Origin of the sequence: Azospirillum agricola (assembly GCF_020005195.1) — a bacterium.
Taxonomy (GTDB): Bacteria; Pseudomonadota; Alphaproteobacteria; order Azospirillales; family Azospirillaceae; genus Azospirillum; species Azospirillum agricola.
Genome location: NZ_JAIFZR010000005.1, coordinates 2,403,116 through 2,427,079 on the forward strand (window position 1 = coordinate 2,403,116; position 23,964 = coordinate 2,427,079).

21 protein-coding genes and 1 pseudogene are annotated in these 23,964 nt (G+C 70.3%); 12 read left to right on the forward strand and 10 right to left on the reverse strand.

All coding sequences use genetic code 11. From position 1 onward, the window contains the following. Positions 1 to 578: 578 nt before the first annotated feature. The 5 genes and pseudogenes from JN22_RS26425 to JN22_RS26445 all read left to right on the forward strand — a co-directional run bounded on the left by JN22_RS26425 (position 579) and on the right by JN22_RS26445 (position 6,361). Complete coding sequence (locus JN22_RS26425) at positions 579 to 1,790, forward strand: ABC transporter substrate-binding protein (RefSeq protein ID WP_223677895.1); 1,212 nt, start codon at positions 579 to 581, stop codon at positions 1,788 to 1,790. Positions 1,791 to 1,891: 101 nt separating this feature from the next. Then, complete coding sequence (locus JN22_RS26430) at positions 1,892 to 2,917, forward strand: Ppx/GppA phosphatase family protein (protein ID WP_085556727.1); 1,026 nt, start codon at positions 1,892 to 1,894, stop codon at positions 2,915 to 2,917. A 41-nt stretch (positions 2,918 to 2,958) separates the two neighbouring features. Next, positions 2,959 to 3,666, forward strand: a complete 708-nt coding sequence (locus JN22_RS26435; protein WP_085556728.1) for an RlmE family RNA methyltransferase — start codon at positions 2,959 to 2,961, stop codon at positions 3,664 to 3,666. Positions 3,667 to 3,800: 134 nt separating this feature from the next. Further along, on the forward strand, positions 3,801 to 5,279 hold the full coding sequence (gene guaB, locus JN22_RS26440) for an IMP dehydrogenase (RefSeq protein WP_085556729.1): 1,479 nt from the start codon (positions 3,801 to 3,803) through the stop codon (positions 5,277 to 5,279). Between the two features lie 125 nt (positions 5,280 to 5,404). After that, positions 5,405 to 6,361 (forward strand): annotated as a pseudogene (locus tag JN22_RS26445) (IS630 family transposase). 31 nt (positions 6,362 to 6,392) lie between these two features. On the opposite strand, the gene JN22_RS26450 reads toward JN22_RS26445, so the two are convergent. Genes JN22_RS26450 through mltA form a run of 3 tightly spaced genes read right to left on the reverse strand, consistent with a single transcriptional unit; the run spans position 6,393 to position 8,872 of the window. Next, the gene (locus tag JN22_RS26450) at positions 6,393 to 7,157 is read right to left on the reverse strand and encodes a TrmH family RNA methyltransferase (RefSeq protein WP_085556730.1); all 765 of its coding nucleotides are present in this window, start codon (positions 7,155 to 7,157) and stop codon (positions 6,393 to 6,395) included. 29 nt (positions 7,158 to 7,186) lie between these two features. Next, a complete protein-coding gene (locus tag JN22_RS26455) occupies positions 7,187 to 7,720 on the reverse strand; it encodes a GNAT family N-acetyltransferase (RefSeq protein WP_085556731.1) in 534 nt (177 codons plus the stop codon). A 12-nt stretch (positions 7,721 to 7,732) separates the two neighbouring features. Next, entirely contained in the window at positions 7,733 to 8,872 is a 1,140-nt protein-coding gene (mltA, locus tag JN22_RS26460; protein ID WP_223677896.1) for a murein transglycosylase A, read from the reverse strand. A 359-nt stretch (positions 8,873 to 9,231) separates the two neighbouring features. Here mltA and JN22_RS26465 point away from each other — a divergent pair, with 359 nt between their 5' ends. The 4 genes from JN22_RS26465 to JN22_RS26480 all read left to right on the forward strand — a co-directional run bounded on the left by JN22_RS26465 (position 9,232) and on the right by JN22_RS26480 (position 14,169). Further along, on the forward strand, positions 9,232 to 10,614 hold the full coding sequence (locus tag JN22_RS26465) for an RsmB/NOP family class I SAM-dependent RNA methyltransferase (protein ID WP_085556733.1): 1,383 nt from the start codon (positions 9,232 to 9,234) through the stop codon (positions 10,612 to 10,614). A gap of 196 nt (positions 10,615 to 10,810) precedes the next feature. Further along, a complete protein-coding gene (locus JN22_RS26470) occupies positions 10,811 to 12,319 on the forward strand; it encodes a leucyl aminopeptidase (protein WP_085556734.1) in 1,509 nt (502 codons plus the stop codon). A gap of 53 nt (positions 12,320 to 12,372) precedes the next feature. Further along, entirely contained in the window at positions 12,373 to 12,822 is a 450-nt protein-coding gene (locus JN22_RS26475; RefSeq protein WP_085556735.1) for a DNA polymerase III subunit chi, read from the forward strand. A 132-nt stretch (positions 12,823 to 12,954) separates the two neighbouring features. After that, positions 12,955 to 14,169, forward strand: coding sequence for an ATP-binding response regulator (locus JN22_RS26480; protein ID WP_085556736.1), 1,215 nt, complete (start codon positions 12,955 to 12,957; stop codon positions 14,167 to 14,169). A 19-nt stretch (positions 14,170 to 14,188) separates the two neighbouring features. Here JN22_RS26480 and JN22_RS26485 read toward each other — a convergent pair whose 3' ends face one another. Further along, positions 14,189 to 14,956 carry a class II glutamine amidotransferase gene (locus JN22_RS26485; RefSeq protein ID WP_085556737.1) on the reverse strand — a complete coding sequence of 256 codons (768 nt, stop codon included), beginning with the start codon at positions 14,954 to 14,956 and terminating at the stop codon, positions 14,189 to 14,191. Positions 14,957 to 15,125: 169 nt separating this feature from the next. Then, positions 15,126 to 16,151: a DUF2125 domain-containing protein gene (locus tag JN22_RS26490; protein WP_085556738.1), complete on the reverse strand. Its 1,026-nt coding sequence runs from the start codon at positions 16,149 to 16,151 to the stop codon at positions 15,126 to 15,128. 109 nt (positions 16,152 to 16,260) lie between these two features. On the opposite strand from JN22_RS26490, the gene JN22_RS26495 reads away from it, so the two are divergent. The 3 genes from JN22_RS26495 to JN22_RS26505 all read left to right on the forward strand — a co-directional run bounded on the left by JN22_RS26495 (position 16,261) and on the right by JN22_RS26505 (position 19,944). Beyond that, positions 16,261 to 16,881: a gamma-glutamylcyclotransferase gene (locus JN22_RS26495; RefSeq protein ID WP_085557356.1), complete on the forward strand. Its 621-nt coding sequence runs from the start codon at positions 16,261 to 16,263 to the stop codon at positions 16,879 to 16,881. A 72-nt stretch (positions 16,882 to 16,953) separates the two neighbouring features. After that, positions 16,954 to 18,930, forward strand: coding sequence for a M1 family metallopeptidase (locus JN22_RS26500; protein WP_085557357.1), 1,977 nt, complete (start codon positions 16,954 to 16,956; stop codon positions 18,928 to 18,930). Between the two features lie 192 nt (positions 18,931 to 19,122). Next, positions 19,123 to 19,944 carry a universal stress protein gene (locus JN22_RS26505; protein WP_085556739.1) on the forward strand — a complete coding sequence of 274 codons (822 nt, stop codon included), beginning with the start codon at positions 19,123 to 19,125 and terminating at the stop codon, positions 19,942 to 19,944. Between the two features lie 43 nt (positions 19,945 to 19,987). Here JN22_RS26505 and JN22_RS26510 read toward each other — a convergent pair whose 3' ends face one another. Genes JN22_RS26510 through JN22_RS26530 form a run of 5 tightly spaced genes read right to left on the reverse strand, consistent with a single transcriptional unit; the run spans position 19,988 to position 23,964 of the window. Continuing rightward, complete coding sequence (locus JN22_RS26510; RefSeq protein WP_085556740.1) at positions 19,988 to 20,488, reverse strand: DUF934 domain-containing protein; 501 nt, start codon at positions 20,486 to 20,488, stop codon at positions 19,988 to 19,990. Further along, entirely contained in the window at positions 20,475 to 22,166 is a 1,692-nt protein-coding gene (locus JN22_RS26515; RefSeq protein ID WP_085556741.1) for a nitrite/sulfite reductase, read from the reverse strand. The genes JN22_RS26510 and JN22_RS26515 overlap by 14 nt, the downstream gene beginning before the upstream one ends. Positions 22,167 to 22,211: 45 nt before the next feature. After that, positions 22,212 to 22,547, reverse strand: coding sequence for a DUF2849 domain-containing protein (locus tag JN22_RS26520; protein ID WP_085556742.1), 336 nt, complete (start codon positions 22,545 to 22,547; stop codon positions 22,212 to 22,214). A 41-nt stretch (positions 22,548 to 22,588) separates the two neighbouring features. After that, positions 22,589 to 23,410: a uroporphyrinogen-III C-methyltransferase gene (gene cobA / locus JN22_RS26525; RefSeq protein ID WP_143268441.1), complete on the reverse strand. Its 822-nt coding sequence runs from the start codon at positions 23,408 to 23,410 to the stop codon at positions 22,589 to 22,591. Next, entirely contained in the window at positions 23,407 to 23,964 is a 558-nt protein-coding gene (locus tag JN22_RS26530) for a precorrin-2 dehydrogenase/sirohydrochlorin ferrochelatase family protein (RefSeq protein ID WP_085556744.1), read from the reverse strand. The genes cobA and JN22_RS26530 overlap by 4 nt, the downstream gene beginning before the upstream one ends.

Here is a 23,964-nt window from a genome sequence, read left to right on the forward strand (position 1 = left end):
TCTTTTTTGTTTGATCGACAGCAAAAAATCGCCGTTTCCGATGCTTTCCTCTGTTGACAGCCGGTCCAATCAGGTTCAGGCTTCTCCTTACAGTAATCGCTGAGGTGACGAAAACAGCTTCACCGCTCAAGATTTCGCTCAGGTCGCTCGGCTTGAGACGGATACTCGATACCGAAGCAAGGGAGGGTGAGTAAGATCATGGCTCCACCGGCGCTTACTTGATGAAGCCGAAACACTCGGCCTGAACATTTCGAGGGTTCCTCGCCTGACCGGCGACAAGACCTGTGGGCCGTCAGGCCCCTCAACGAAAGCCCCCGCAGTCTGTGCGGGGGCTTTCTTTTTGCCCGGTGGGGGCGGCTTCCGCTCCGGAACGGCGTTCTCCCCGCTCGTCGCAACAGCGGTCGGCAGCAGGGTCTCATCCCTCCGCCCCACGACACACCCTCTCGACAGCGATAAGGTTTCATACGATACTGTTTGTGTTGACTAACAAACTGTCCGGCCCGCCACGGGCCGGCAAGCGGTTGGCGTTCCGGAAAAGACGGCAAGAAACGCTCCAAGAAAGCAAACGGGAGGAACCATTGAACGCAACGATACGGCCCGTCGCCGTCGCGGCGGCGCTGCTCGCCGGCACGGCGCTCACCATTCCGGCCGAGGCCGCCCAGCCGGTGAGGATCGGCGTCCTGGCGGACGAGGCCGGCTTCGCCTCGGACATCGGCGGCAAGGGCGCCACGGTCGCCGCCCGCATGGCGGTGGAGGATTTCGGCGGCACGGTGCTCGACCGGCCGATCGAGATCGTTTCGGCCGACATGCAGAACAAGCCGGACGTCGCCTCCAACATCGTGCGGCGCTGGTTCGACCTCGATGGCGTCGACATGGTGACGGACATCCCCGTTTCCTCGGTGGCGCTGGCGGTGCAGGCGGTGGCGCGCGAGAAGAAGAAGGTGCTGATGATCAGCGCCGCGACGACGACCGAACTGACCAACGCCCAATGCTCGCCCTACAGCATCCATTGGGCGGACGACACGGCGTCGCTGGCGGTGGGCGCCACCAAGGCGGTGGTGCAGGCCGGCGGCACCTCCTGGTACTTCATCACCGCCGACTTCGCCTTCGGCACGGCGATGGAGAAGGCGGCGACCGACGCCATCAAGCAGGCCGGCGGCAGCGTGCTGGGCAGCGTCAAGCACCCGATCGGCACCAGCGATTTCGGCTCCTACCTGCTGAGCGCCCAGGCCAGCGGCGCCAAGGTGGTGGCGCTCGCCAACGTCGGGGCCGACACCATCGGGGCCATCAAGCAGGCCGGCGAGTTCGGCTTGACGGCCGGCGGCCAGCGCATGGTCGGCTACATCGTCTTCATCACCGACGTGCATTCGCTGGGGCTGGATCTGGCCAAGGGCCTCTACGTCACCGAGGGCTTCTACTGGGACCGGAATGACAGAACCCGCGCCTGGTCCAAGCGCTTCCTCGAGCGCCACGGCAAGATGCCGAGCAAGGAGCAGGCGAACACCTACCTCGCCACCCTGCACTGGCTGAAGGCGGTCAAGGCCGCCGGCACCACCGATTCCGAGCCGGTGACCGCCAGGATGAAGGCGATGCCGACCGACTATTTCGGCACCCCCGGCAGCATCCGCAAGGATGGCCGCGTGCTCTATGATCTGGCGCTCTATCAGGTGAAGAGCCCGGCGGAAAGCAAGGCGCCGTGGGACTATTACACCCAGGTCCGCAGCATTCCGGCGTCGGAGGCCTTCCTGCCGCTGGAGTCCAGCACCTGTCCCTTCGTGACCGGCAAGTAGCGCATGCCATCATCCGCCCGGCGGGATTTCCCGGAAGAGGGGTTCCCGCCGGACCGTAAACCGGGTTACACTCCGCTCTTTAAGCGCGGCGGGAAGACTTCGTGGATTTGCAGGTGCAAGGCGAACGGCAGAACGACACCGGACGGTTGCGTTCGTCGGCGCTGGTGCGCCCGGTCTTCGCCGCGCTCGATCTCGGGACCAACAACTGCCGCCTGCTGATCGCGAAGGCCGCCCCCGGCGGCGGCTTCCGCGTCATCGACGCCTTTTCGCGCATCGTCCGCCTCGGCGAGGGGCTGAGCCGCAACGACCGGCTGTCCGACAGCGCGATGGAGCGCACCATCGACGCGCTGCGCATCTGCGGCTCCAAGATCGAGCGGCGCGGCGTGACCGCCGCCCGCGCCGTCGGCACCGAGGCCTGCCGCCGCGCCGTCAATTGCGGCGAGTTCGTCGAGGCGGTGGAGCGCGAAACCGGCATCGCCCTGGAGATCATCTCCAGCCAGGAGGAGGGCCGGCTGGCGCTGGCCGGCTGCGCCTCGCTGCTGGAAACCCACAGCCCCTACGCGCTGGTCTTCGACATCGGCGGCGGTTCCACCGAGCTGATGTGGCTGGAGCAGGTGCGCGGCCGCGCGCCGCGCGTCCTCGACCAGACCTCCATCCGCTGCGGCGTCATCGGCCTGACCGAGGAGTTCGGCGGGCCGGAGGTGACGCCCGCCATGTACGCCCGCATGGTCGAGGCGGTGGCCGACGCCATCGCCCCCTTCGAGGCGCGCAACAACATCCAGCGCCGCGTCGCCGCCGGCCAGGTGCAGATGCTCGGCACCTCGGGCACGGTGACGACGCTGGCCGGCGTGCATCTGGGGCTGTGCCGCTACGACCGCCGGGCGGTGGACGGCAGCTACCTGCGCATCGATCACGCCCGCACGGTGATCGGGCATCTCGTCGGGCTGGACTTCGACGGCCGCGCGCGGCATCCCTGCATCGGGCAGGACCGCGCCGATCTGGTCGTCGCCGGCTGCGCCGTGCTGGAGGCGCTGTGCGACGTCTGGCCGGTGGAGCGGCTGCGCATCGCCGACCGCGGCCTGCGCGAGGGAATTTTGGTGGACCTGATCGGGTCGGCCGGGGAATGACCGGCCGCCGCGCCGGGTGATCGAGGGTATTGAGAAGCATCATGGTTGAGAAGAATTCGTCGTCGCGTCCTGGAGGGCGCCGCGCCACGGTTCGCGTGAAGACCGCCGGCAAGCGCTCGGAATCCTCCAAGCGCTGGCTGGAGCGGCACCTGAACGACCCCTATGTGGCGGAGGCGACCAAGCGCGGCTACCGCTCGCGCGCCGCCTTCAAGCTGTTGCAGCTGGACGAGAAGTTCCGGCTGCTCGGCCCCGGCAAGCGGGTGGTCGATCTCGGCGCCGCCCCCGGCGGCTGGACGCAGATCGCGGTGGAGAAGGTGCAGGTTTCCAAGGAGGGCTGGAAGGTCGTCGGGCTCGACATCCTGCCGATGGACGCGGTTCCCGGCGCCACCACCATGCAGGCCGACTTCCTGGAGGACGGCGCGTCCGACCGGCTGAAGGAGGCGCTGGGCGGGCCGGCCGACGTCGTGCTGAGCGACATGGCGGCGCCGACGACCGGCCACCAGCAGACCGACCATCTGCGCATCATGGCGCTGGCCGAGGCCGCCTACGACTTCGCCGAGGAGGTGCTGGCGCCGGGCGGCGCCTTCGTCGCCAAGCTGTTCCAGGGCGGGGCGGAACGCTCGCTGCTCGACCGGCTCAAGCGCGACTTCGCCGTGGTCCGCCACGCCAAGCCGCCGGCCAGCCGCGCGGAATCCTCGGAGACCTACGTGGTCGCCACCGGCTTCCGTGGCGGGAACGCCAACGATTGAGCGGATGGTTGGGAGGGCCCGCGAATTCGGCGCTCTTTTACCGCTTTGCATGACAGATGCTGTGTGCGCACGGGTTCACAAGCCCATTCTCTTGTGTATAGTGCGCCACGTTTTTCTTCCGGGAGATCCACAGCATGGCGCGCGACACGAAAATCCGCGAGGCCCTGACCTTCGACGACGTCCTTTTGGTTCCGGCCGAGAGTTCCGTCCTGCCGAACGACGTGGACACCCGGACAAGGCTGACCAAGTCCATCGAGCTGGGCATCCCGCTGATGTCCTCGGCGATGGACACCGTGACGGAGAGCCGTCTCGCCATCGCCATGGCCCAGGCCGGCGGCATCGGCGTCGTCCACCGCAACCTGACCATCGAGCAGCAGGCCGAGGAGGTCCGCAAGGTCAAGCGGTACGAGTCGGGCATGGTGGTCAACCCGATCACCATCACGCCGAACGCGACGCTGGCCGACGCGCTGCAACTGATGGCCGACTACCGCATCTCCGGCATCCCGGTGGTGGAGAGCCGCGACGCGCTCGGCAGCGGCAAGCTGGTCGGCATGCTGACCAACCGCGACGTCCGCTTCGCCACCGACCCGCGCCAGCCGATCAGCGAGCTGATGACCAAGGACTTGGTGACGGTGCGTGAGGGCGTCAGCCAGGAGGAGGGCAAGCGCCTTCTCCACCAGCACCGCATCGAGAAGCTGCTGGTGGTCGACGAGGATTACCGCTGCATCGGCCTCCTCACCGTCAAGGACATCGAGAAGGCGCAGGCCTATCCCAACGCCTGCAAGGACGGCAAGGGCCGCCTGCGCGTCGCCGCCGCCACCGGCACCGGCAACGATGGGCTGGCGCGCGCCGAGGCGCTGTTCGACGCGGGCGTCGACGTGCTGGTGGTCGACACCGCGCACGGCCATTCGCTGAAGGTCCTCGATCAGGTCCGCGCCGCCCGCGCCCTGTCCAGCTACACCCAGGTCATCGCCGGCAACGTCGCCACGGCGGAAGCCGCCAAGGCGCTGATCGACGCCGGCGTCGACGCCGTGAAGGTCGGCATCGGTCCGGGCTCCATCTGCACCACCCGCATCATCGCCGGCGTCGGCGTTCCGCAGCTCACCGCCGTGATGGACGTGGTGGACGAGTGCGAGAAGCACGGCATTCCGGTGATCGCCGACGGCGGCATCAAGTATTCGGGCGATCTCGCCAAGGCCATCGCCGGCGGCGCCAGCGTTGCCATGCTGGGCAGCCTGTTCGCCGGCACCGACGAGAGCCCCGGCGAGGTCATCCTGTTCCAGGGCCGCTCCTACAAGAGCTACCGCGGCATGGGTTCGGTCGGCGCGATGGCGCGCGGTTCGGCGGACCGCTACTTCCAACAGGAAGTCTCGACCATGAAGCTGGTGCCGGAAGGCGTCGAGGGCCGCGTCCCCTACAAGGGCCCGGTGTCGGCGGTCATCCACCAGCTCGTCGGCGGCCTGCGCGCGGCGATGGGCTACACCGGCAGCGCCTCGATCGCCGAGATGCGCGAGAAGTGCCAGTTCGTCCGCATCACCAACGCCGGCCTGCGCGAGAGCCACGTCCACGACATCACCATCACCAACGAGTCGCCGAACTACCGCCAGGGGTGATGAAGCGACCCTCCGTGAAGCTGGCCCTCTCCCCCCTGGGGAGAGGGTTAGAGCTTCGAGCTTGAAACGCGAATCGTTGTTGCTCCTGGGCCTGGGTTGTGATTCACCGTCGTTGGAGGTGGATCATGGGTCGAGGTTATTCGTCGGATCTGCGGGTCCGGATTTACGGTGAGATCGAGCAAGGCGGTTCGCGTCGGGCAGCGGCCCGGCGCTTCGGTGTCAGCGCGAGCACGAGCGTGCGGCTGGCCCAGCGGATGGCGGCGACCGGCTCGCTGGAGCCGGCCCGGCAAGGGCGCCCGCCGGGCGGCGGCAAGCTGGCGCCCTACGCCGAGCTTCTGACTGGCTGGGTGGACGCGCAAGGCGACCTCACCATGCCGGAACTGGCGGCCAGGCTGAAAGCCGAGCAGGGTATCACGGCTCACCCGGCCTCGCTGTCGCGCTTCCTGATCGCTCGCGGCTACAGCGTCAAAAAAAAACGCTGCTGGCGAGCGAGGCCGATCGCGCTGACGTCGCCCAGGACCGCCAGACCTGGCGTCGCCACCGCCAACCTCGGATGCGCGCGGAACCGGAGCGGCTGGTGTTCCTCGACGAGACCGCCACCACCACGAAAATGACCCGGCTGCGGGGGCGGGCCAAGCGCGGCCAGCGGCTCAAGGCCAAGGCCCCGGTTGGCCACTGGGGCACCCAGACCTTCATCGCCGCCTTGCGCTGCGACGGCCTGACCGCCCCCTGGATCATCAAGGGCGCGATGAACAAGGCGCTCTTCGAGACCTACGTCGAAACCCAGCTCGCCCCGACCCTGCGGCCGGGCGATGTCGTCATCCTCGACAACCTGTCCAGCCACAAGAGCGAGAAGGCCAAGGCCACTCAAGGCCAAGGGCGCCTGGTTCCTCTTCCTGCCGCCCTACAGCCCCCATCTCAATCCCATCGAGATGGCTTTTGCCAAGCTCAAGGCCCACCTCCGCCGTATCGGTGCTCGAACCATCGACGACCTGTGGAAAGCCGTCGGCTCCATCTGCGACCTCTACACACCCGACGAATGCTGGAACTATCTCAGGCACGCAGGGTATGCACCAGATTAAACGCTCGAAACTCTAGACTTGCGGAATGACGTTATTTGCCCACCGCCGCGAAGCGCGCGAACAGGGCGACGCTGACGGCGACGGTCGCGTTCAGCGATTCCACGGTGCCGGTCGTCGGCACCGACAGCCGCGCCGCCGGGCAGTCCGCCGGCACGCCCTGGCCTTCCTCACCCAGAATCAGCCGCATGTCCGCCGGCCAGTCGAAGCGCGTCAGATCCGCGCCGCCGCCGTCGAGCGCGTAGAGCGGTCCCGCCGCCGCGTTGACCTCGGCCCAGCGCGGACCGCGCAGCAGCGTCAGCGTGAACTGCGCGTTGGACGCCGCGCGCAGGCATTTCGGGTGGAAGGGATGCGCGGCCCCCTCCAGCAGAACGATCCGCGACGCGCCGAAGGCGGCGGCGCTGCGCAGCAGGGCGCCGAGGTTGCTGGGATCCCCGAGCGCGCAGAGCAGCTCCAGCCCTTGCGGCGGCCGGCTCAGATCGAGGACGGGCAGGCGCGGCACGTTGCCGACCAGCAGCGGGAAGCCGGTTCCCGAGACGTCCAGCGTCCGGAACAGGGCGGGGGCCAGTTGCACCGGCTCGACGCCCGGCGGAATGGCCCAGCCGGCGATGTCCGCCGGATCGGTGAACAGCAGCCGCTCGAACCGGTCGGGGTGGTGGCGCAGGGCCTCCGGCACCGTCTTCAGCCCGGCGAGCAGAAATTTGCCGTGCTTTTTCAGGCCGCGCCCATCGAGCGCGGATTCCCACAGCTTGAACTGCGCGTTGTGCGGGCTTTCGATGAGCAGCGGCGGGCGGGACATGGCGGACGCTTTCGGAAGTTTCGCCCTGCCTAGCACAGCCTCCGGCCCAAAAACAGCAGGGCGCCGCGTTGCAGCGCGTCGGTGAAGCCGGCCCGCTGGTAGAAGGCCACGTTGCGCGCGAAGACCCCCGTCACCAGATGCACGCCGGGCAGGCCGTCGGCCCGGCAATCCTCGGCGAAGCCGTCCACCAGCCGCCGCCCGATCCCGTGGTCCCGCCAGCCGGGCCGGACGTTGACATGGAGATGCGCCGGGTAGGCGGCGAAACGGTCGGCGAAGACCTCGTATTTCGGGACGACCCGCGCCAGCGCTTCCGCTCCGGCGCTGTCCTTGCAGCCGGTCAGGTAGCCGACGACGGTCTCGCCCCCGCAGCCGTCCTCCGCCAGGGCGAACCAGAGGTCGGCCGGCGCGTGCTCGACATACCAGCCGGTCCAGGTCGCCAGGAAGGCGCGGCGCTCCGCCTCGGAGGCGAACTCCGTCCGCGTCGTCGAGGCGAAGAAGATGTCCTCCAGCGCGGCGAGCGCGGCCGCGCGGTCGGGCAGGGCGGTCAGACGGGCCAGCCGCAAGGATGGTCTCCCTTATCTGCGCTGGGCCGTCTCGATGGACAGGTTGCGCGGCGACAGCATGGTGTAGCGCCCGCGCGCCTTCATGACGCCGGCCCCGTCCTCGGCCTCGGCGCCGTGGCCCCAATAGAGGTCGCCGCGCACCGGCCCCTTGATGGCGCCGCCGGTGTCCTGGGCCAGCACCAGCCGGTTGATGGCGCCGCCCGGCACCGGCGCCTCGCGCACCTCCAGCCACAGCGGCACGCCGAGCGGGATGTGCTCGGGATCGACCGCGAGGCTGCGGCCCGGCGTCAGCTCCATGTTGCGGGCGCCGCGCGGGCCGCCCTCGCTGCGCGGCTTGAAGAAGACGTAGGAGGGATTCAGGTCCATCACCCGCTTGGCCTCGTCCGGATGATTCTTCAGCCAGGAACGGATCAGTTGCAGCGACATCTGCTCCGGCGTGGCGTCGCCGCGCTCGATGATGTGGCGGCCGATCGGGTAATAGCCGTGACCGTTCTGCCCGGCGTAGCCCAGCCCGACGAGCGAGCCGTCGGTCATCCGCACCCGGCCCGACCCCTGGATCTCCAGGAAGAAGGCGTCGACCGCGTCGTCCACCCACATCAGCTCCAGCCCCTTGCCCTTCAGCGCGCCGTCGGTGATGCGGGCGCGGGTGGGCAGGCCGCGCTTGCCGCGCGGCGGCATCCGGTAGAGCGGCACAGTGTAACGGTCGGTGCGCGTCCAGCTTCCGCGCAGCTCGATCTCGTAATAGCCGGTGAACAGCCCATCCTGCCCGGTGCCGAGCGCCACCGGGGTGAAGAAGGTCTCGAAGAAGCGGCGTGCCGCCTCGGGGTCGCCGGCCGGCAGGTCGCGGGCGGCGGCGCAGATGGAGCGCCAGTCGTCGGTGGTGCCGGCGGCGCGCAGCGGCCCCAGCGCGCGGCCCGGCGGCTGCCCCTTCACCCAGCCGCAGGTGCGCTGCACGGCGGGAACCGCCTGGGCGTGGTCGTCGTCGGTCCAGCCGGCCAGCGCGCGGAAATCGGGCGCCACCTGATCCAGGCTCACCCGCTGCGACGCCGGGCGCTGGGCCAGCGATTCCGGTCCCGCCGTCCCGGCGCAGGCCGCCAGCAGCGCCACGCCGCACATCATCGCCGCGCGCGCCAACGCGCGATTGACAGCCATGCGCGCCAACCCACGCACGACTTCCCCCTCGACCGCAGCCGCCATCGCCCACGCCCCCAGCAGGATCCGGAATTTCCGATAAGGCCCCAGGAGGCGGTCCCGGCCGCGACTGTCACGGCTTGGTCACATCCCTCTTTCGTTTTTGCCGGGCGCCGGAAGGTCCGTCAACGACTGTTTGCGCCTTCGGATTAACCCTTGCGGCGTTGTCACGGCCATCCTCGCGGCCGCTCCGGCTGCGGCCGAGCGCGCAAGGCGTGACAAGCCACCGGCAAACGCGGTATCGACAGAGTGGGCCGACGCGGCTTCGCGTCCGCCGGCATTCCCATGCCCCCTTTTCATCTCCGCAGGACTTCGCCGCCATGACACCCGCCGCCCGCCTCCAGGCGGTCATCGATCTGCTGACCGAGATCGACGAGACCCCCCGCCCCGCCGACGCGGTGATGAGCGCCTATTTCCGCAACCGCCGCTTCATCGGGTCGAAGGACCGCACCCACATCGCGCAGACCTCCTACGCGATCCTGCGGCGCCACGCCCGGCTCGGCTGGTGGATCGAGCGGACGGGCTTCCCGCGCGCCACGCCGCGTGCCCGCGTGCTGGCCTATTCGCTGCTGGAGGAGCGCCGCAACGCCGGCGTCGTGCTGGAGATGTTCAGCGGCGGCAAGTTCGCCCCGGCCCGCCTGACGGATGAGGAGCTGGCGCTGGTCACCGCGCTCGACACCCACACGCTCGACCACCCGGACATGCCGGAGACCGTGCGCGTCGAGTGCCCGGAGTGGGCGGAGGGCCCGATGCGCGCCGCGCTCGGCGACCGCTTCGCGGTGGAGATGGAGAAGCTGCTCGACGCGGCGCCGCTCGACCTGCGCGTCAACTCCATGAAGGCCAACCAGGCGAGCGCCATCAAGGCGCTGAGCAAGGTGCAGATCACGGCGGAGACGACGCAGTGGTCGCCCTGGGGCCTGCGGGTCAAGGGCCGTCCGCAGCTGGCCGGCGTCGGCGCCTTCAAGGACGGGCTGGTCGAGATCCAGGACGAGGGGTCGCAGCTCGTGGCGCTCGCCGTCGCGCCCCGGCCCGGCCATCAGGTGGTGGATTTCTGCGCCGGGGCCGGCGGCAAGACGCTGGCCATCGCCGCCTACATGAAGAACAAGGGCCGCGTCGTCGCCTGCGACGTGCTGGAGAAGCGCCTGAAGCGCGCCACCGAGCGGTTCCGCCGCGCCGGTCTGCACAACATCGAGGCGCACCCGCTGACCAGCGAGCGCGATCCCTGGGTGAAGCGCCACAAGCGCAAGTTCGACCGCGTGCTGGTGGACGCCCCCTGCTCGGGCACCGGCACCTGGCGCCGCAACCCCGACGCCCGCTGGCGCCAGCTCGGGCCGGGGCTGGAGCAACTGCTGCCGCTCCAGGCCAACATCCTGGACAGCGCCGCGCGTCTGGTGAAGCCGGGCGGGCGGCTGATCTACGCCACCTGCTCGATGCTGCACGACGAGAACGAGGGGCAGGTCGAGGCCTTCCTGCAAAGCCATCCCGACTTCACCGTCAAGCCGATCGCCGAGGTCTGGGCGGAGGAGGAGGCCGGCACGCCGCCGGTCGAGGGCCCGTTCCTGCGCCTGACGCCGGCCCGCCACGACACCGACGGCTTCTTCGCCGCCGTGCTCGACCGCAAGGCGGAGGACAGCTTCCCCACCGCCGAGGCCGGGGTGGATGAGGTCGATCCGCTGGAACTCGGCAAGGCGATCGACGCCTGACCGGGGCCTGACGCTTGAAGCCCCTCTCCCTCAGGGAGAAGGGCTTCATTGAGCGATCGCCCCGTCGCGCCGTCCTATGCCTTGACAGGCGGGGTGGCGCGCTCCTTATCGCTGGGTTAGGGTTTCCCCCGCTTCATCGCTTCCGGGCGCGTCCCGCCGCCCCCGCCATCTCAAGCCGACATCTCAAGAGGACCACATGAAGTTCTCCTTCGCCAAGCCGGCCCTGCCCAGCAGCGGCATCCTCGCCGTCACCGTCGCCGCCGACCGCAGCCTGGGCGTGCTCGGCCAGGAACTCGACCAGAAGACCGGCGGCGCGCTCGGCCGCGCCATGGCCGCCGCGCGCTACAGCGGCAAGAAGGACGAGACGCTGACCCTGCTGGCCCCGGCGGGCGTCGAGCTGGAGCGCATCCTGCTGGTCGGCGTCGGCAAGGCCGGGGAGATCTCCGACCTCGTGCTGCAATCGGCCGGCGGCACGCTGTTCGCGGCGCTCGACAAGGCCGGCGACGAGGTGTCGGTGCTGGTCGACCTGCCGTCCGGCGCCGCCCTGGCCGGCGCGGCGGCCGCCGCCGAGATCGCCTTCGGCGCCCGCCTGCGTTCCTACAAGTTCGACAAGTACCGCACCAACGACCGCAAGGCCGACAAGAAGGAGCCGAAGCCGAGCCTGCGCAAGCTGACGCTGCTGGTTGCCGAGCCCGACGCCGCCAAGAAGGCCTTCGCCAGGCTCGACGGTCTGGCCGATGCGGTGTTCTTCGCCCGCGATCTGGTGTCGGAGCCGGCCAACGTCATCTACCCGGAAAGCCTCGCCGACCGCACCAAGGCGCTGGCCGAGTTCGGCGTCGAGGTCGAGATCCTCGACCAGAAGAAGCTGCGCAAGATCGGCATGGGCGCGCTGCTCGGCGTGGCCCAGGGCAGCGCCAACGAGGCGCGCGTCGTGGTGATGCGCTACAACGGCAACGGCGACGCCGAGGACCAGCGCCCGGTCGCCTTCATCGGCAAGGGCGTGACCTTCGACACCGGCGGCATCTCGATCAAGGGTGCGGCCGGCATGGAGGACATGAAGTGGGACATGGGCGGTTCGGCGACCGTCATCGGCACCATGTACGCGCTGGCCGCCCGCAAGGCCAAGGTCAACGCCGTCGGCATCGTCGGGCTGGTGGAGAACATGCCGTCGGGCACCGCGCAGCGGCCGGGCGACATCGTCACCTCGCTGTCGGGCCAGACCATCGAGGTCATCAACACCGACGCCGAGGGCCGTCTGGTGCTGGCCGACTGCCTGTCCTACGCGCAGGACGTCTTCAAGCCCAAGCTGATGATCGACCTCGCCACCCTGACCGGCGCCATCATCGTCGCGCTGGGGCATGAGCACGCCGGCCTGTTCAGCAACGACGACGCGCTGTCGGCCAACCTGACCGCCGCCGGCCTGAAGGTCGGCCAGCCGGTCTGGCGCCTGCCGATGAACGACGCCTACGACAAGGAGATCGAGACCCCGGCCGCCGACATGAAGAATGTCGGGTCGGGCGGCGGCGCCGGCAGCATCGTCGGCGCGCAGTTCCTCAAGCGCTTCGTCAACGACGTGCCGTGGGCGCACATCGACATCGCCGGCGTCGCCTGGGCCAAGAAGGACAGCGCCACCGTGCCGAAGGGCGCCACCGCCTTCGGCGTGCGTCTGCTCGACCGCTTCGTCGCGGACTTCCACGAGGGCTGACGATCAAGCCCCTCTCCCGGGGCGGGAGAGGGGCGTTCCCCGGAACGAGGCCCATGACCGAAGTCCGATTCTATCATCTCCAGCGCCGGACGCTGGAGCAGGCGCTTCCCAAGATCCTGGAGAAGGTGCTGGAGCGGAACTGGCGCGCCGTCGTCCTCGCCGGCTCGGCCGAGCGGGTGGACGCGCTCAACCAGCATCTGTGGACCTACGATCCCGGCTCCTTCCTGCCGCACGGCGCCGCGCGCGACGGATTCGCCGACCAACAGCCGGTCTGGCTGACCGCCGAGGACGAGAACCCCAACGGCGCCACCGTGCTGGTCACGGTGGACGGGTCGGTCAGCGACCGTATGGGCGGCTTCGAGCTTGTCTGCGACCTGTTCGACGGCAACGACGAGGAGGCCGTTCTCGCCGCGCGCGGCCGCTGGAAGGCGTGCAAGGCCGCAGGCCATTCCCTGACCTACTGGCAGCAGAACGAGCGCGGCGGCTGGGACAAGCGCGCGTGAGGCTGGGAACGACGCGTCGTTGCCGGGAAAGGTGCCGAACCATTGCAATAAAGTCGTTGCATTTCAGCGGTGACCCGGCAAGGCTTGTGTCCCAAACAGACGGTTCGTCTCGAACGTGAGGGCCGCGTCCCGATGATCCGAAGCCAGATCGACCCGTCGCTCGAACGCCAGATCAAGGATGCCAGCATCCTGATCGTCGACGACAACATCTCCAACGTGGAGCTGTTGCGCGAGATCCTGACCCATGACGGCTACGCCCGCATCCGCGGCGAGACCGATCCGCGCAAGGTCCCCTACCTGTGCGCCGGCGAATCCTTCGACCTGCTGCTCATCGACATCCGCATGCCGCACATGAGCGGGTTCGAACTGATGGAGCGTCTGAGGCCGGTGTTCGGCGCCGACTATGTTCCGATCCTGGTGCTGACCGCCCAGACCGACCAGGAGACCCGGCGCAAGTCGCTGGAACTCGGCGCCAACGACTTCCTGACCAAACCCTTCATCGCCTGGGAGCTGCTGCACCGGGTCCGCAACATGGTGGAGATCCGCACCCTCTACCGCCGCACCGTCGAGCAGAACCGCGACCTGGAGCGCCGCGTCTCCGAGCGCACCGCCGAGCTGAGCAGCGCGCTCGACGCCGCCCGGCAGGCCGACCGCGCCAAGCTGGATTTCCTGTCGGTGATGAGCCACGAGCTGCGCACGCCGCTGAACTCGATCATCGGCTTCGCCGACGTGCTGGGCAGCGAGGGGATGGGCAAGCTCGGCCATCCCGACTATGTGGAGTACGCCAAGCTGATCGAGGACAGCGGCAAGTCGCTGCTGACCATGGTCAACAACATCCTCGACTACACGCGTGGCTCGACCGGGGCCATCGAGCTTCAGGAATCCGACGTCAACCTGCCGCAGCTGCTGAGCTCCTGCGTCGACCTGCTGGGGCCGAAGGCCGATCCGAAGCGGCTGACCGTGGCGGCGCAGCCCTGCGCGCCCTTCCGCCTGCGCGCCGACCACCGGCGGCTGCGCGAGATGATCCTCAACGTGCTCGACAACGCGGTGAAGTTCACGCCGCCGGATGGCCATGTGCTGGCCTCCATCGAGCAGCGGCAGGGCGCGGTCGCCGTGGTCGTGCGCGACGACGGACCGGGCATCGCGCCGGAACTCATGGGGCGCATCTTCGACCCCTTCTTCCAGGCCGAGCGGTCGCTGGTGCGCCAGCATGAGGGGATCGGGCTGGGGCTGCCCATCGTCCGCCGCCTCGCCGAGCTGCATGGCGGCAGCGTCGAGCTGGACAGCGCGCCGGGGCAGGGCACCGCCGTGACCATCCTGCTGCCGGCCGGCCGCCTGACCGGCTGACTCCTTCCGGCCCGGTCCGTCAGTGGAAGGTGAAGGTTTCGGGCAAGGCGCCGAGGCGGGCGACCAGACCGCCGCCGGCCGGTACCGGACGCCATTGGTCGCGCTGGGCGTCCACCGGCTCCGACACCACGACCAGCCCGTTGCCGCTGCTGCGCCAGTAGAGGCTGGGCGGCTTGTCGTCGGAGGCCCAGCGCACCGCCCACACCGTCCGCCCGTCGGTCCAGGTCGCGGTGAAGCGCAGCGGCGCGGTGATGCCGAGCGCCGCCATCTCGTCGCGGATGGCGTGCAGCACGGTCTGGAAGGCGCCGACCGAATCCTCCTCCAGCCCGTGGCCGAGCGCGGCGAGGAAGATCGCCTCGCTGTCGGTCGTGCCGGTTCGGGTGGCGTAGAGGTGGTCGGGGATCATCGCCTCGACCTTGCGGCGCAGCCGGGTCCAGTCGCCGACCTGCCCGTTGTGCATGAACAGGAAGCGCCCGGCCTTGAAGGGGTGGCAGTTGGCCCGGCTGACCGCCGTTCCGGTCGCCGCCCGCACATGGGCGAAGAACAGGTGCGAGCGGACATGGCCGCAGATCGATTGCAGGTTCTCGTCCGACCAGGCCGGGCGGATCTCGCAGTAGCGGCCGGGCTCGGGACGCTCGCTGTACCAGCCGACGCCGAAGCCGTCGCCGTTGGTCTCGGTCTTCGCCTCCGACGCGCGCATCGACTGCTCGATCAGCGAATGGCAGGGCGTGCAGACCAGCGTTTCCAACAACACCGGCTCACCGCAATAGGCAAGAAAACGGCACATCGGCGGGCGCACCTTGAAGGCAATGCGAGGCGAGGATGCAGCGCAGCACAGGTGCGTCAATTTGGCCAGAACGCCGCTGTGAAACAAGAGGCGGCGTTCACGGATCCGTCATGAGGACAGGGGGTGTGGCTTTTCTGCCGGGCCGCCCCCGCCGTCCACCACGCCCCACCTACCACGCCACGCGCGGCACCGACGCGACCTTCAGCGGGCCGAGGAACAGCGCGCTGTTCTGCACGGTGACCGGGGCGGTGAGGACCGATGCGCCGCCGGGGCCGGTCGGGCGGGACAGCATGGCCAGCACCGTGCGGGCCATCGCCGCCTCGTTCGGCCGCATCATCGGCTTGACCGCGTCCAGCACCGCCGGGGCGCCCTGGATCTCCGCCGTCAGCGCCGCCTGCGGCTGGAGGTCGCCGTCGAGCGCCAGCGTCCCGTTCATCGTCACCGCCAGCGGACCCCAGTTCAGCGCCAGCCGGTCCAGCTCCACGGTGCCGCCGTCGCGGCTCCAGGCCGACAGGCCGGCCGGCTCGGGACGCGGCGGCCGGCCGAGCACGCGGGCCGACAGCTCGGCGCGCTTCACCTCGCGGCCGAGCGCGGGCGGGGTGGTTTCGGGCAGGGTCAGCCCGTTGGCGATGATGCCGACCGTCAGGCCGGTCGCGGTGTGGGCGGCGGGCGGCTCGCCCGGCTGCGCGGCGCTGACGTCGAGCGAGGCGATGGGCATCGGCAGCCCCGCCGCCTGGGCCGTCAGGTCGGTGAAGGACAGCCGGAGTCGCTCGACGGTGCCGGCCAGCGACCACACCGCGTGCCCGGTGCCGCCGCCGCGCGCCGTGAGGTCGAGCGGCGGCTGGCCGGCCTGGACCAGCGTCAGCCGCTGCTCGCCGGGCAGGCTGAGGGCCACCTGGGTGACGTTCCAGGGCGCGGCCTCCGCCACCAGCCGCCCGCCGCGCCATTCCGCGCCGCGCGTCGCCAGATGCGGCTGCTCCAGCGTCGCGCGCAGGGTGAAGGGGAAGCCGTCCACCGCCAGCCCGCCATGCTCGACCAGCGCGCCGTTGGCCCTCTGCTCCGCGACCCAGGCGAGCAGCCCCTGCTCGACCATGCGGGCGGCCTGCCACCACCACAGCGCGTAGCCGGCGAGCGGCAGGGCCACCAGAAGAGCCAGGATCAGGCCGGATCGGCGGCGAAACTTGGGAAGACGCATGGGGGAGCTGTCCGTTTCGTGTCGGTCCCGTTATAGCGGCTGGCGGAAACCCATGCTAGGCTTGCTCCTTCCCTGGCGCCGCCGTCGCGCCGGCTGCGCCGCGCGGACCATGCCTGCCGACACGCACACCGCTTCCCCCGTCCGGTCCTCTCCCCTCTGGTCGTCCGACATCGCCGTGACGCCCGGCGCCGATCTCTGGGTCTTCGCCTACGGCTCCCTGATGTGGAATCCCGGCATTCCCTTCGTCGAGCGCCACGCCGCGACGCTGGGCGGCTACCACCGCCGCTTCTGCGTCGCCTCGCACCGCTACCGCGGCACGCCGGAACGGCCGGGGCTGGTGCTCGGCCTCGACCGTGGCGGCTCCTGCCGGGGCATCGTCTTCCGCGTCCCGGCGGCGGCGGTGCCGGAGGCGCTGGACTATCTCTGGGAACGCGAGATGGACAACCGCGTCTACCGGCCGAAGATGCTGCGCGTCCGCCTGCGCGACGGGCGCTCGGCGGAGGGGGCGACGGCGGTGGAGGCCTGCTGCTTCGTCGTCGACCGGGGGCACCGGCAATATTGCGGCTGCCTGGAGGCGTCCGAGCTGGTCGCGCGCATCGCCGGCTGCTGCGGCGCGCGCGGGCCGAACATCGAGTATCTGGCCAACACGGTCGTGCATCTCGACGAGCTGGGCATCCGCGACGAGGCGTTGCACCGGCTCTACCAAGCCGTCCTCGGCCACCGCGCGTAACCCGCCGTCCGGCGGAGGGACCCGGTGCTGGCGCCCTGGCGCCCTGGCGGCGGGGCGCCTATCTTCGGGGGCATGCCGACTCCCCGCCTCGCCCCCCTCGTTCCGATGGTCGCCGCGCTGATCCTGGGCGTCGTTGCCCCGGCCTGGGCCGCCACCGCTCTCACCCCCGCCGTCCATCACGACCTCGACGTCACGCTGGATCCCGCCGCCGGGACGCTGGAGGTGACCGACCGCGTGAGCCTGCCGCCCGGCGTTCGGGAGTTCCGCCTGCTCCCTGGACTGACCCTGCGCGAGGCCAGCGCCGCCGGCCGGCCGCTGCCGGCACGGCGCGACGGCGGCCGTCTGACGCTGACCGTCCCGGAGGGGGCGGGCGAGGTGACAATCCGCTATGGTGGCACGCTGCCGGATTTTGGAAGGGAGCGCTCCATCGGGGCGGCTGTCGGGGCCGAGGGCGCCTTCCTGCCCGGCCTGTCCGGCTGGCTGCCCTCGACGGGCGGCGAAACCGGCGGCGAACCGCCGAGCTGGCGCCTGTCGGTCCGCGTTCCGGCGCCCTTCGCCGCCGTGGCGACCGGCCGGCTGGTGAAGGAAGTTCGGGAGGCCGGCACCTACCGCGCCGTGTTCGAGGAAACCCGCGGCGTCGAGGAGCCCTCGCTGTTCGCCGGCCCCTGGACGGTGACGGAGCGGATGCACGGCGCGCTGCGCCTGCGCCTCTACGGCCATCCCGGACAGGAGGCGCTGGCCGGGGATTACCTCGACCTGACGGGGCGGGCCATCGACGGCTACGCGGCGCGGATCGGCGCCTACCCGTTCGACGGCTTCTCCATCGTCTCGGTGCCGCCGCCGGTGGGGCTGGGCTTTCCGGGGCTGACCGCGCTGGGGCGGTCGGTGCTGCCGCTGCCCTTCGTCCGTGGGCAGTCGCTGACCCACGAGGTCCTGCACAACTGGTGGGGCAACGGCGTCCGGGTGGGGGAGGGCGGCAACTGGGCGGAGGGGCTGACCACCTATCTGGCCGACCACGCCGCCGCCGAGGACCGCGACCCCGCCGCCGGGCGGGCGATGCGGCTGGACTGGCTGCGCGACTACGCGGCCCTGCCGGCCGAGCGCGACAGCCGGCTGACCGATTTCCGGGGAAAGACCCACGACGCCTCGCAGATCGTCGGCTACGGCAAGGCGGCGATGCTGTTCCACATGCTGCGCGCCGAGGTTGGCGCCGACGCCTTCGACGCCGGCCTGCGCGGCTTCTGGAGCGCCCACGCCTTCCAGGAGGCGGGCTGGACCGATCTGCGCCGCGCCTTCGAGACGGCGGCCAAGCGCGACCTCGGCGGCTTCTTCGCCCAGTGGCTCGACCGGCGCGGCGCCCCGGCCCTGACCCTGGCCGACGCGCGGGCGGAGGGGAACGCCGTCAGGCTGACGCTGCGGCAGGAGGCCGACCGGCCCTACGCCCTCTCGGTTCCGGTGGCCGTCGAGACCCCGGCCGGCACCGAGCGCCACCACCTGCGCCTGGATGGCCGCGAGGCTTCGGCGACCCTGCGCACCGCCGCCCGTCCGCTGGCGGTGACGGTCGATCCCGACTTCGCCCTGTTCCGCCGTCTCGGCGCGGGGGAGGCGCCGCCGATCCTGCGCGATGTGACGCTCGATCCCGGAACCGCCGTGATCGTCGCGGCGACCGGGGAGGCGGCGACGGCGGCCAAGGCCCTGGCCGACCGTCTGGTGGACGGGAAGGCCGGAAACGCCGGTGCCGGATCGCCCGCGCTGCTGGTCGGCACCGACGAGGCCGTCGCGGCGGCGCTGGCCGGGCGCGGTCTGCCGCCGGTTCCGGAGTCGCTGGCCGGCCGGGGAAGCGCGCGGGTGTGGACCGCCCGCCCGGCCGGGGGCGCCCCGCTGCTGGTGGTGTCCGGCGCGGACGCGGCGGCCTTGCAGGCGCTGCTGCGCCCGCTGCCGCATTACGGGCGGCAGAGCTGGCTGGTCTTCGACGGCGCCAGGGCGGCCGACCGTGGCGTCTGGCCGGTGGGCGACAGCCCGTTGCGGCGGATCCTCGCCGAGCCCTGAACGCGCTTCGCGGCTCCGGCGCCAATTCGCCGGGACGGCGATTTGGAGGTGCATCGCCGGAGCGGCTCTGGCCTTCCGCGACGCTTTGCCGCAGTATCGACCGCCTTGCCGGGTATACACATGATGCCACCATGAACCGTCGCCGGCCCTTCAAACCAGGGAGGGCCGCATAAGACAGCGGGAGGAAACACCATGCCTTACAAGCACATTCTCGTTCATCTGGATTCCAGCCCGCACGTCGAGGCCCGCCTCGACGCCGCCATCGCGCTGGCGGCCAAGCATGGCGCCTTTCTGCGCGGCCTGTTCGCGCAGGGCGACCGCAACGCCACCAGCATCATCGCGCGCCGTCCCAGCGAGCATCTGACCGAAGCCGCCGCGAAGAGCGAGGCGCTCTTCAACGCAAGGCTGGCCGCCGCCGGCCTGAAGGGGCAGTGGCACGGGCTGACCCATGGCGAGCACAACCACGTGGTCCGCGAGATGATCATCTGGTCGCGCTTCGCCGACCTGACCGTGCTCGGGCAGTATGACCGCGAGATCGGCTCGTCGGGTGCGCCGGAGGAATTGAACGAGCAGGTGGTGCTGAATTCTGGCCGGCCGGTGCTGGTGATCCCCTACGCCGGCCATTTCCCGGTGATCGGCAAGCGCGTCGCCGTCGCCTGGAACGCCGAGCGCGAGGCCGCGCGCGCCCTGTCCGATTCCCTGCCGCTGCTCGAGAAGGCCGACGAGATCACGGTGATCACCGTGCTGACCCAGGCGTCGGGCGACCATGCGGAGACGCCGCGCGTCGGGCTGCTCGATCATCTGGCCCTGCACGGAATCAGCGCCGAGCAGACGCACTTCACCGTGACCGACATCGGCGCGATGGATGCGCTGCTGGCCCGCACCATGGACACCGGCGCCGACCTGCTGGTGATGGGCGCCCACGGGCATTACGGCTTCCCATTCCTGCACCGCGGCAGCGGGACGCGCCACGTCCTGCGGACCTGCCCGGTTCCGCTGCTGCTGTCGCATTGAGGATATCGCCCTCTCCCGCTCCGGGAGAGGGCATTCTCGGGTATCACCCCACCTTCAGCTTCCGGCGCAGCAGGGACAGCGGATCCGTCTCGTCCAGGCTGGGCTGGAAGGCGACGGTGATCTCCGTCAGCGCGTTGGCCCAGCTCTCCGGGTTGGTGTCCTCCGGCGCCTCGACCGACGTGAAGCCGGTGCGGACCAGGAATTGGTACTGGTCGGGAATCACATGCCCGACCGCCCGGATCTCGCCGGTGTAGCCGTAGCGCTCCCGCAGCTCGCGCGCGGTGGAGAAGCCGCGCCCGTCGCGGAATTTCGCGAACTCCACGGCGACCAGCGCGAAGCGGTCGAGATCCGGGGCGATGGCCCTGGCCAGGGTGCCGCTCTTCAGCCGCACGCCGAGCTTGGCGTTGCGGCCGTCGAAGCTCGCGCGTTCCGCCTGCCAGCGCTCGAAGCTGATGATGACCGGGCGGTCGTTGGGCACCGGCTCCCCGTCGGGGGCGAAGCTCCAGGCGTCCTCGCCGATGCGGCCATTCTCAATCAGCGGCATAGATTCTCTCCTTGAACGGCGCATGGCCGACGCGCTTGAGGGTGTCGATGAAGCGCTCGTCCTCGCCGGTCCGGTTGGCCAGATAGACCTCGACGATGGCCTCGACGGCGTCCACCGCCTCGGTCTCGGTCACAGCCGGGCCGAGGATGTCGCCGATCGCCGCCGTCAGGGTCGGGTCGCCGCCGACGGTGATCTGGTAGAACTCGGTGCCCTTCTTGTCGACGCCGAGGATGCCGATGGCGGCGATGTGGTGATGGCCGCAGGCGTTGATGCAGCCGCTGATCTTGATGCCCAGCTCGCCGATGGTGCGCTGGCGGATCGGGTCGGCGAAGCGGGCCGACAGAGCCTGCGCCAGCGGGATCGAGCGGGCGTTGGCGAGCGCGCAGTAATCCAGGCCGGGGCAGGCGATGATGTCGCCGATCAGCCCGGCGTTGGCGGTGCCGAGCCCGGCGGCGTCGAGCCGCGTCCACAGTTCGAACAGCTCGTCCTGCTTGACGTGGGCCAGCACGATGTTCTGGACATGGCTGACGCGCAGCTCGCCGAAGCTGTGGCGCTCGGCGAGGTCGGCGATGAGGTCCATCTGGTCGCAGGTGGCGTCGCCGGGGATGCCGCCCGCCGGCTTCAGCGAGATGGTGGCGATGGCGTAGCCGGGCTGCTTGTGCTCGGCGACGTTCACCGCGACCCAGTTGGCGAAATCCTGGCTCTCCGCCTTGGCGCGTTCCAGCGCGTCCGAGCGCGCCGGCAGCTCCTCGAAGGGCGGCGGGGCGAAATGCGCGCGGATCCCGGCGACGATCTCGGGGTCCAGCCGGTATTTCGCGCCGCGCAGCCGGGCGAACTCCTCCTCGACCTCCGCCTTGAATTTTTCAAGGCCAAGCTCGTGGACGAGGATCTTGATGCGCGCCTTGTAGATGTTGTCGCGCCGGCCATACTGGTTGTAGACGCGCAGGATGGCTTCGAGATAGGCGACGAAATCCTCCTCGGCCACCCACTCGCGCACCAGCTTGCCGATGAAGGGCGAGCGCCCGAGCCCGCCGCCGACGTAGAAGGTGAAGCCGGCCTCGCCCGCCGCGTTGCGCTTGGCCAGCAGCCCGACGTCGTGGACGCGCACGGCGGCGCGGTCGCTGGCCGCACCCGAGATGGCGATCTTGAACTTGCGCGGCAGATAGGTGAATTCGGGGTGCAGCGTCGTCCATTGCCGCAGGATCTCGGCGTAGACGCGGCCATCCACCACCTCATCCGCTGCGGCGCCGACGAACTGGTCGGTGGTGACGTTGCGCACGCAGTTGCCGCTGGTCTGCAACGCGTGCATGTCGACCTCGGCCAGCTCGTGCAGGATGGCCGGGGTGTCCTCCAGCTTGATCCAGTTGTATTGCAGGTTCTGGCGCGTGGTGAAGTGGCCGTAGCCCCGGTCGTACCGGCGGCCGATCGAGGCCAGCTTGCGGAGCTGCACCGAGGTCATGACGCCGTAGGGCACGGCGATGCGCAGCATGTAGGCGTGGAGCTGGAGATAGAGGCCGTTCATCAGCCGGATCGGCTTGAACTCCTCCTCCGTCAGCTCGCCGGCCAGGCGGCGCTCGACCTGTTTGCGGAACTGCTCGACGCGTTCGCCGACGAAGCGGCGGTCGATCTCGTCGTAATGGTAGATCCCGGCGCGGGCGCCGGGCGCGATGTGGTTCATGTCACTGTTCCCAAGGCCGGGGTAAGCGCTGGCTTGCAGGGGCGGTCAGGCCGCGGCCTGCTTGCCGAGATCGAGACGGACGGAGGGGCCGAGCGCGCGGATGCGCTCGCGCATCTTGACCGGCACCGGGACGCCGTTCTCCGTCTCGACGTCGAAGGCGTAGATGTCGACGCCGAACTGCTCGCGCTCGGCCCGTGGCTTGGCGGCGGCGAGCGCCGTCTCGGCCTTGGCGGCGGGGAACAGGGCCGCGTCGGCGAAGGATTCGACCCAGGCCGTGGCCACCTCGCCCCCGGCGTTCCAGTCCGGACCCAGGAACACGACGACGCCATCGCGCAGACGGTTGGCGGTGATGGCTTTCAACGATCCATCTTGCGACGGCATCTGGCTCTCCTCGCTTCTCTAAACTCAGGCTGTTCTCGAATTCAGGCGGTCAGGACGGCGGCCGGCGCGGTCGCCGTGGCCGTCTGCTGGAACCCGTGCATCCAGCCGCGCAGCCGAACCACCTCGCCGATGGCGACGATGGCCGGCCGTTTGGGCTGTAGCCGGACGAGGTCCTCGCCGCAACGGGCAAGATTGGTCTCGATCACCGACTGGGCTTCGGTCGAGGCGCTCGACACGATGGCGACCGGCGTCATCGGCGGCTTGCCGGCGGCGATCAGGCGGCGGGCGATCTCGTCCAGCGTGCCGAGCGCCATGTAGAACACCAGCGCTCCCGGCAGCTTGGCCAGCACGGCGAAGTCGAGCGACTCCGGCAGTGCTCCCGACCTGTCGTGCCCCGTCACGAAGGTGGCGGTCGTCGCCATGCCGCGGTGCGTCACCGGAATGCCGGCGTAGGCGAGCCCGCCGATCCCGGCGGTGATGCCGGGCACGACGCGGAAGGGGACGCCCGCCGCGGCCAGCGCCAGACACTCCTCGCCGCCGCGTCCGAAGACGAAGGGGTCGCCGCCCTTCAGCCGCAGCACCCGCAGCCCCTCGCCGGCCAGCTCGACCAGCGTGGCGTTGATCGCGTCCTGCGTCGGGGAGGGCCGGCCGGCCCGCTTGCCGAGGTCGATCATCCGCGCCGCCGGGTTGGCCAGCGCGAGGATGGCCGGATCGACCAGCGCGTCGTGGATGATCGCGTCGGCCTCGCCCAGCGCCTTGGCGGCCAGCAGGGTCAGCAGGCCGGGGTCGCCGGGGCCGGCGCCGGCCAGCCAGACGCTGCCCGGCGCGAAGTCCGGCAGGGCGAGGCCGTGGACGCCGATCATGGCAGCCATCCCTCTCGGGCGATCCGCTCCTTGGTCGCGGTGGCGATGGCGGACATCGAGGCGCCCGCCTTGCGCATCCCGTCGCGCAGGTCGGAGATGGTCCGCAGGCGCTCGGCCCACACCTCCGGGAACAGCGCCTCCAGCCGCTCGCGCAGCAGCCTCGCCAGGGTCGGGCTGCGCCCGCCGGTCGAGACGCTCAGCAGCAGGTCGCCGCGCCGGACCACGGAGGGGGAGTGGAAATCGCACAGGGGAACGACGTCCTCGACGTTCACCAGGATCCGCCGCGCCCGCGCCCGTTCGGCCAGCTCCGTTTCGACCGCCGGATCCAGCCCGGCGACGAACAGCACGCGCACCGCGTCGAGTTCGTCGGGGCCGGGCAGGGCGCGCACCAGACGCTCCCCGGCCAGCGCCGCGAATTCCCCGTCCGGTTCCGGTGAATAGACCGTCGGATCGGCACCGCCCTCGCGCAGCTGGGTCAGGCGGCGCACCGCCAGCGGGCCGTTGCCGGCCAGCGCCATCGGCGCGCGCGCCGGGTCGAGGACCAGCGGGATCAT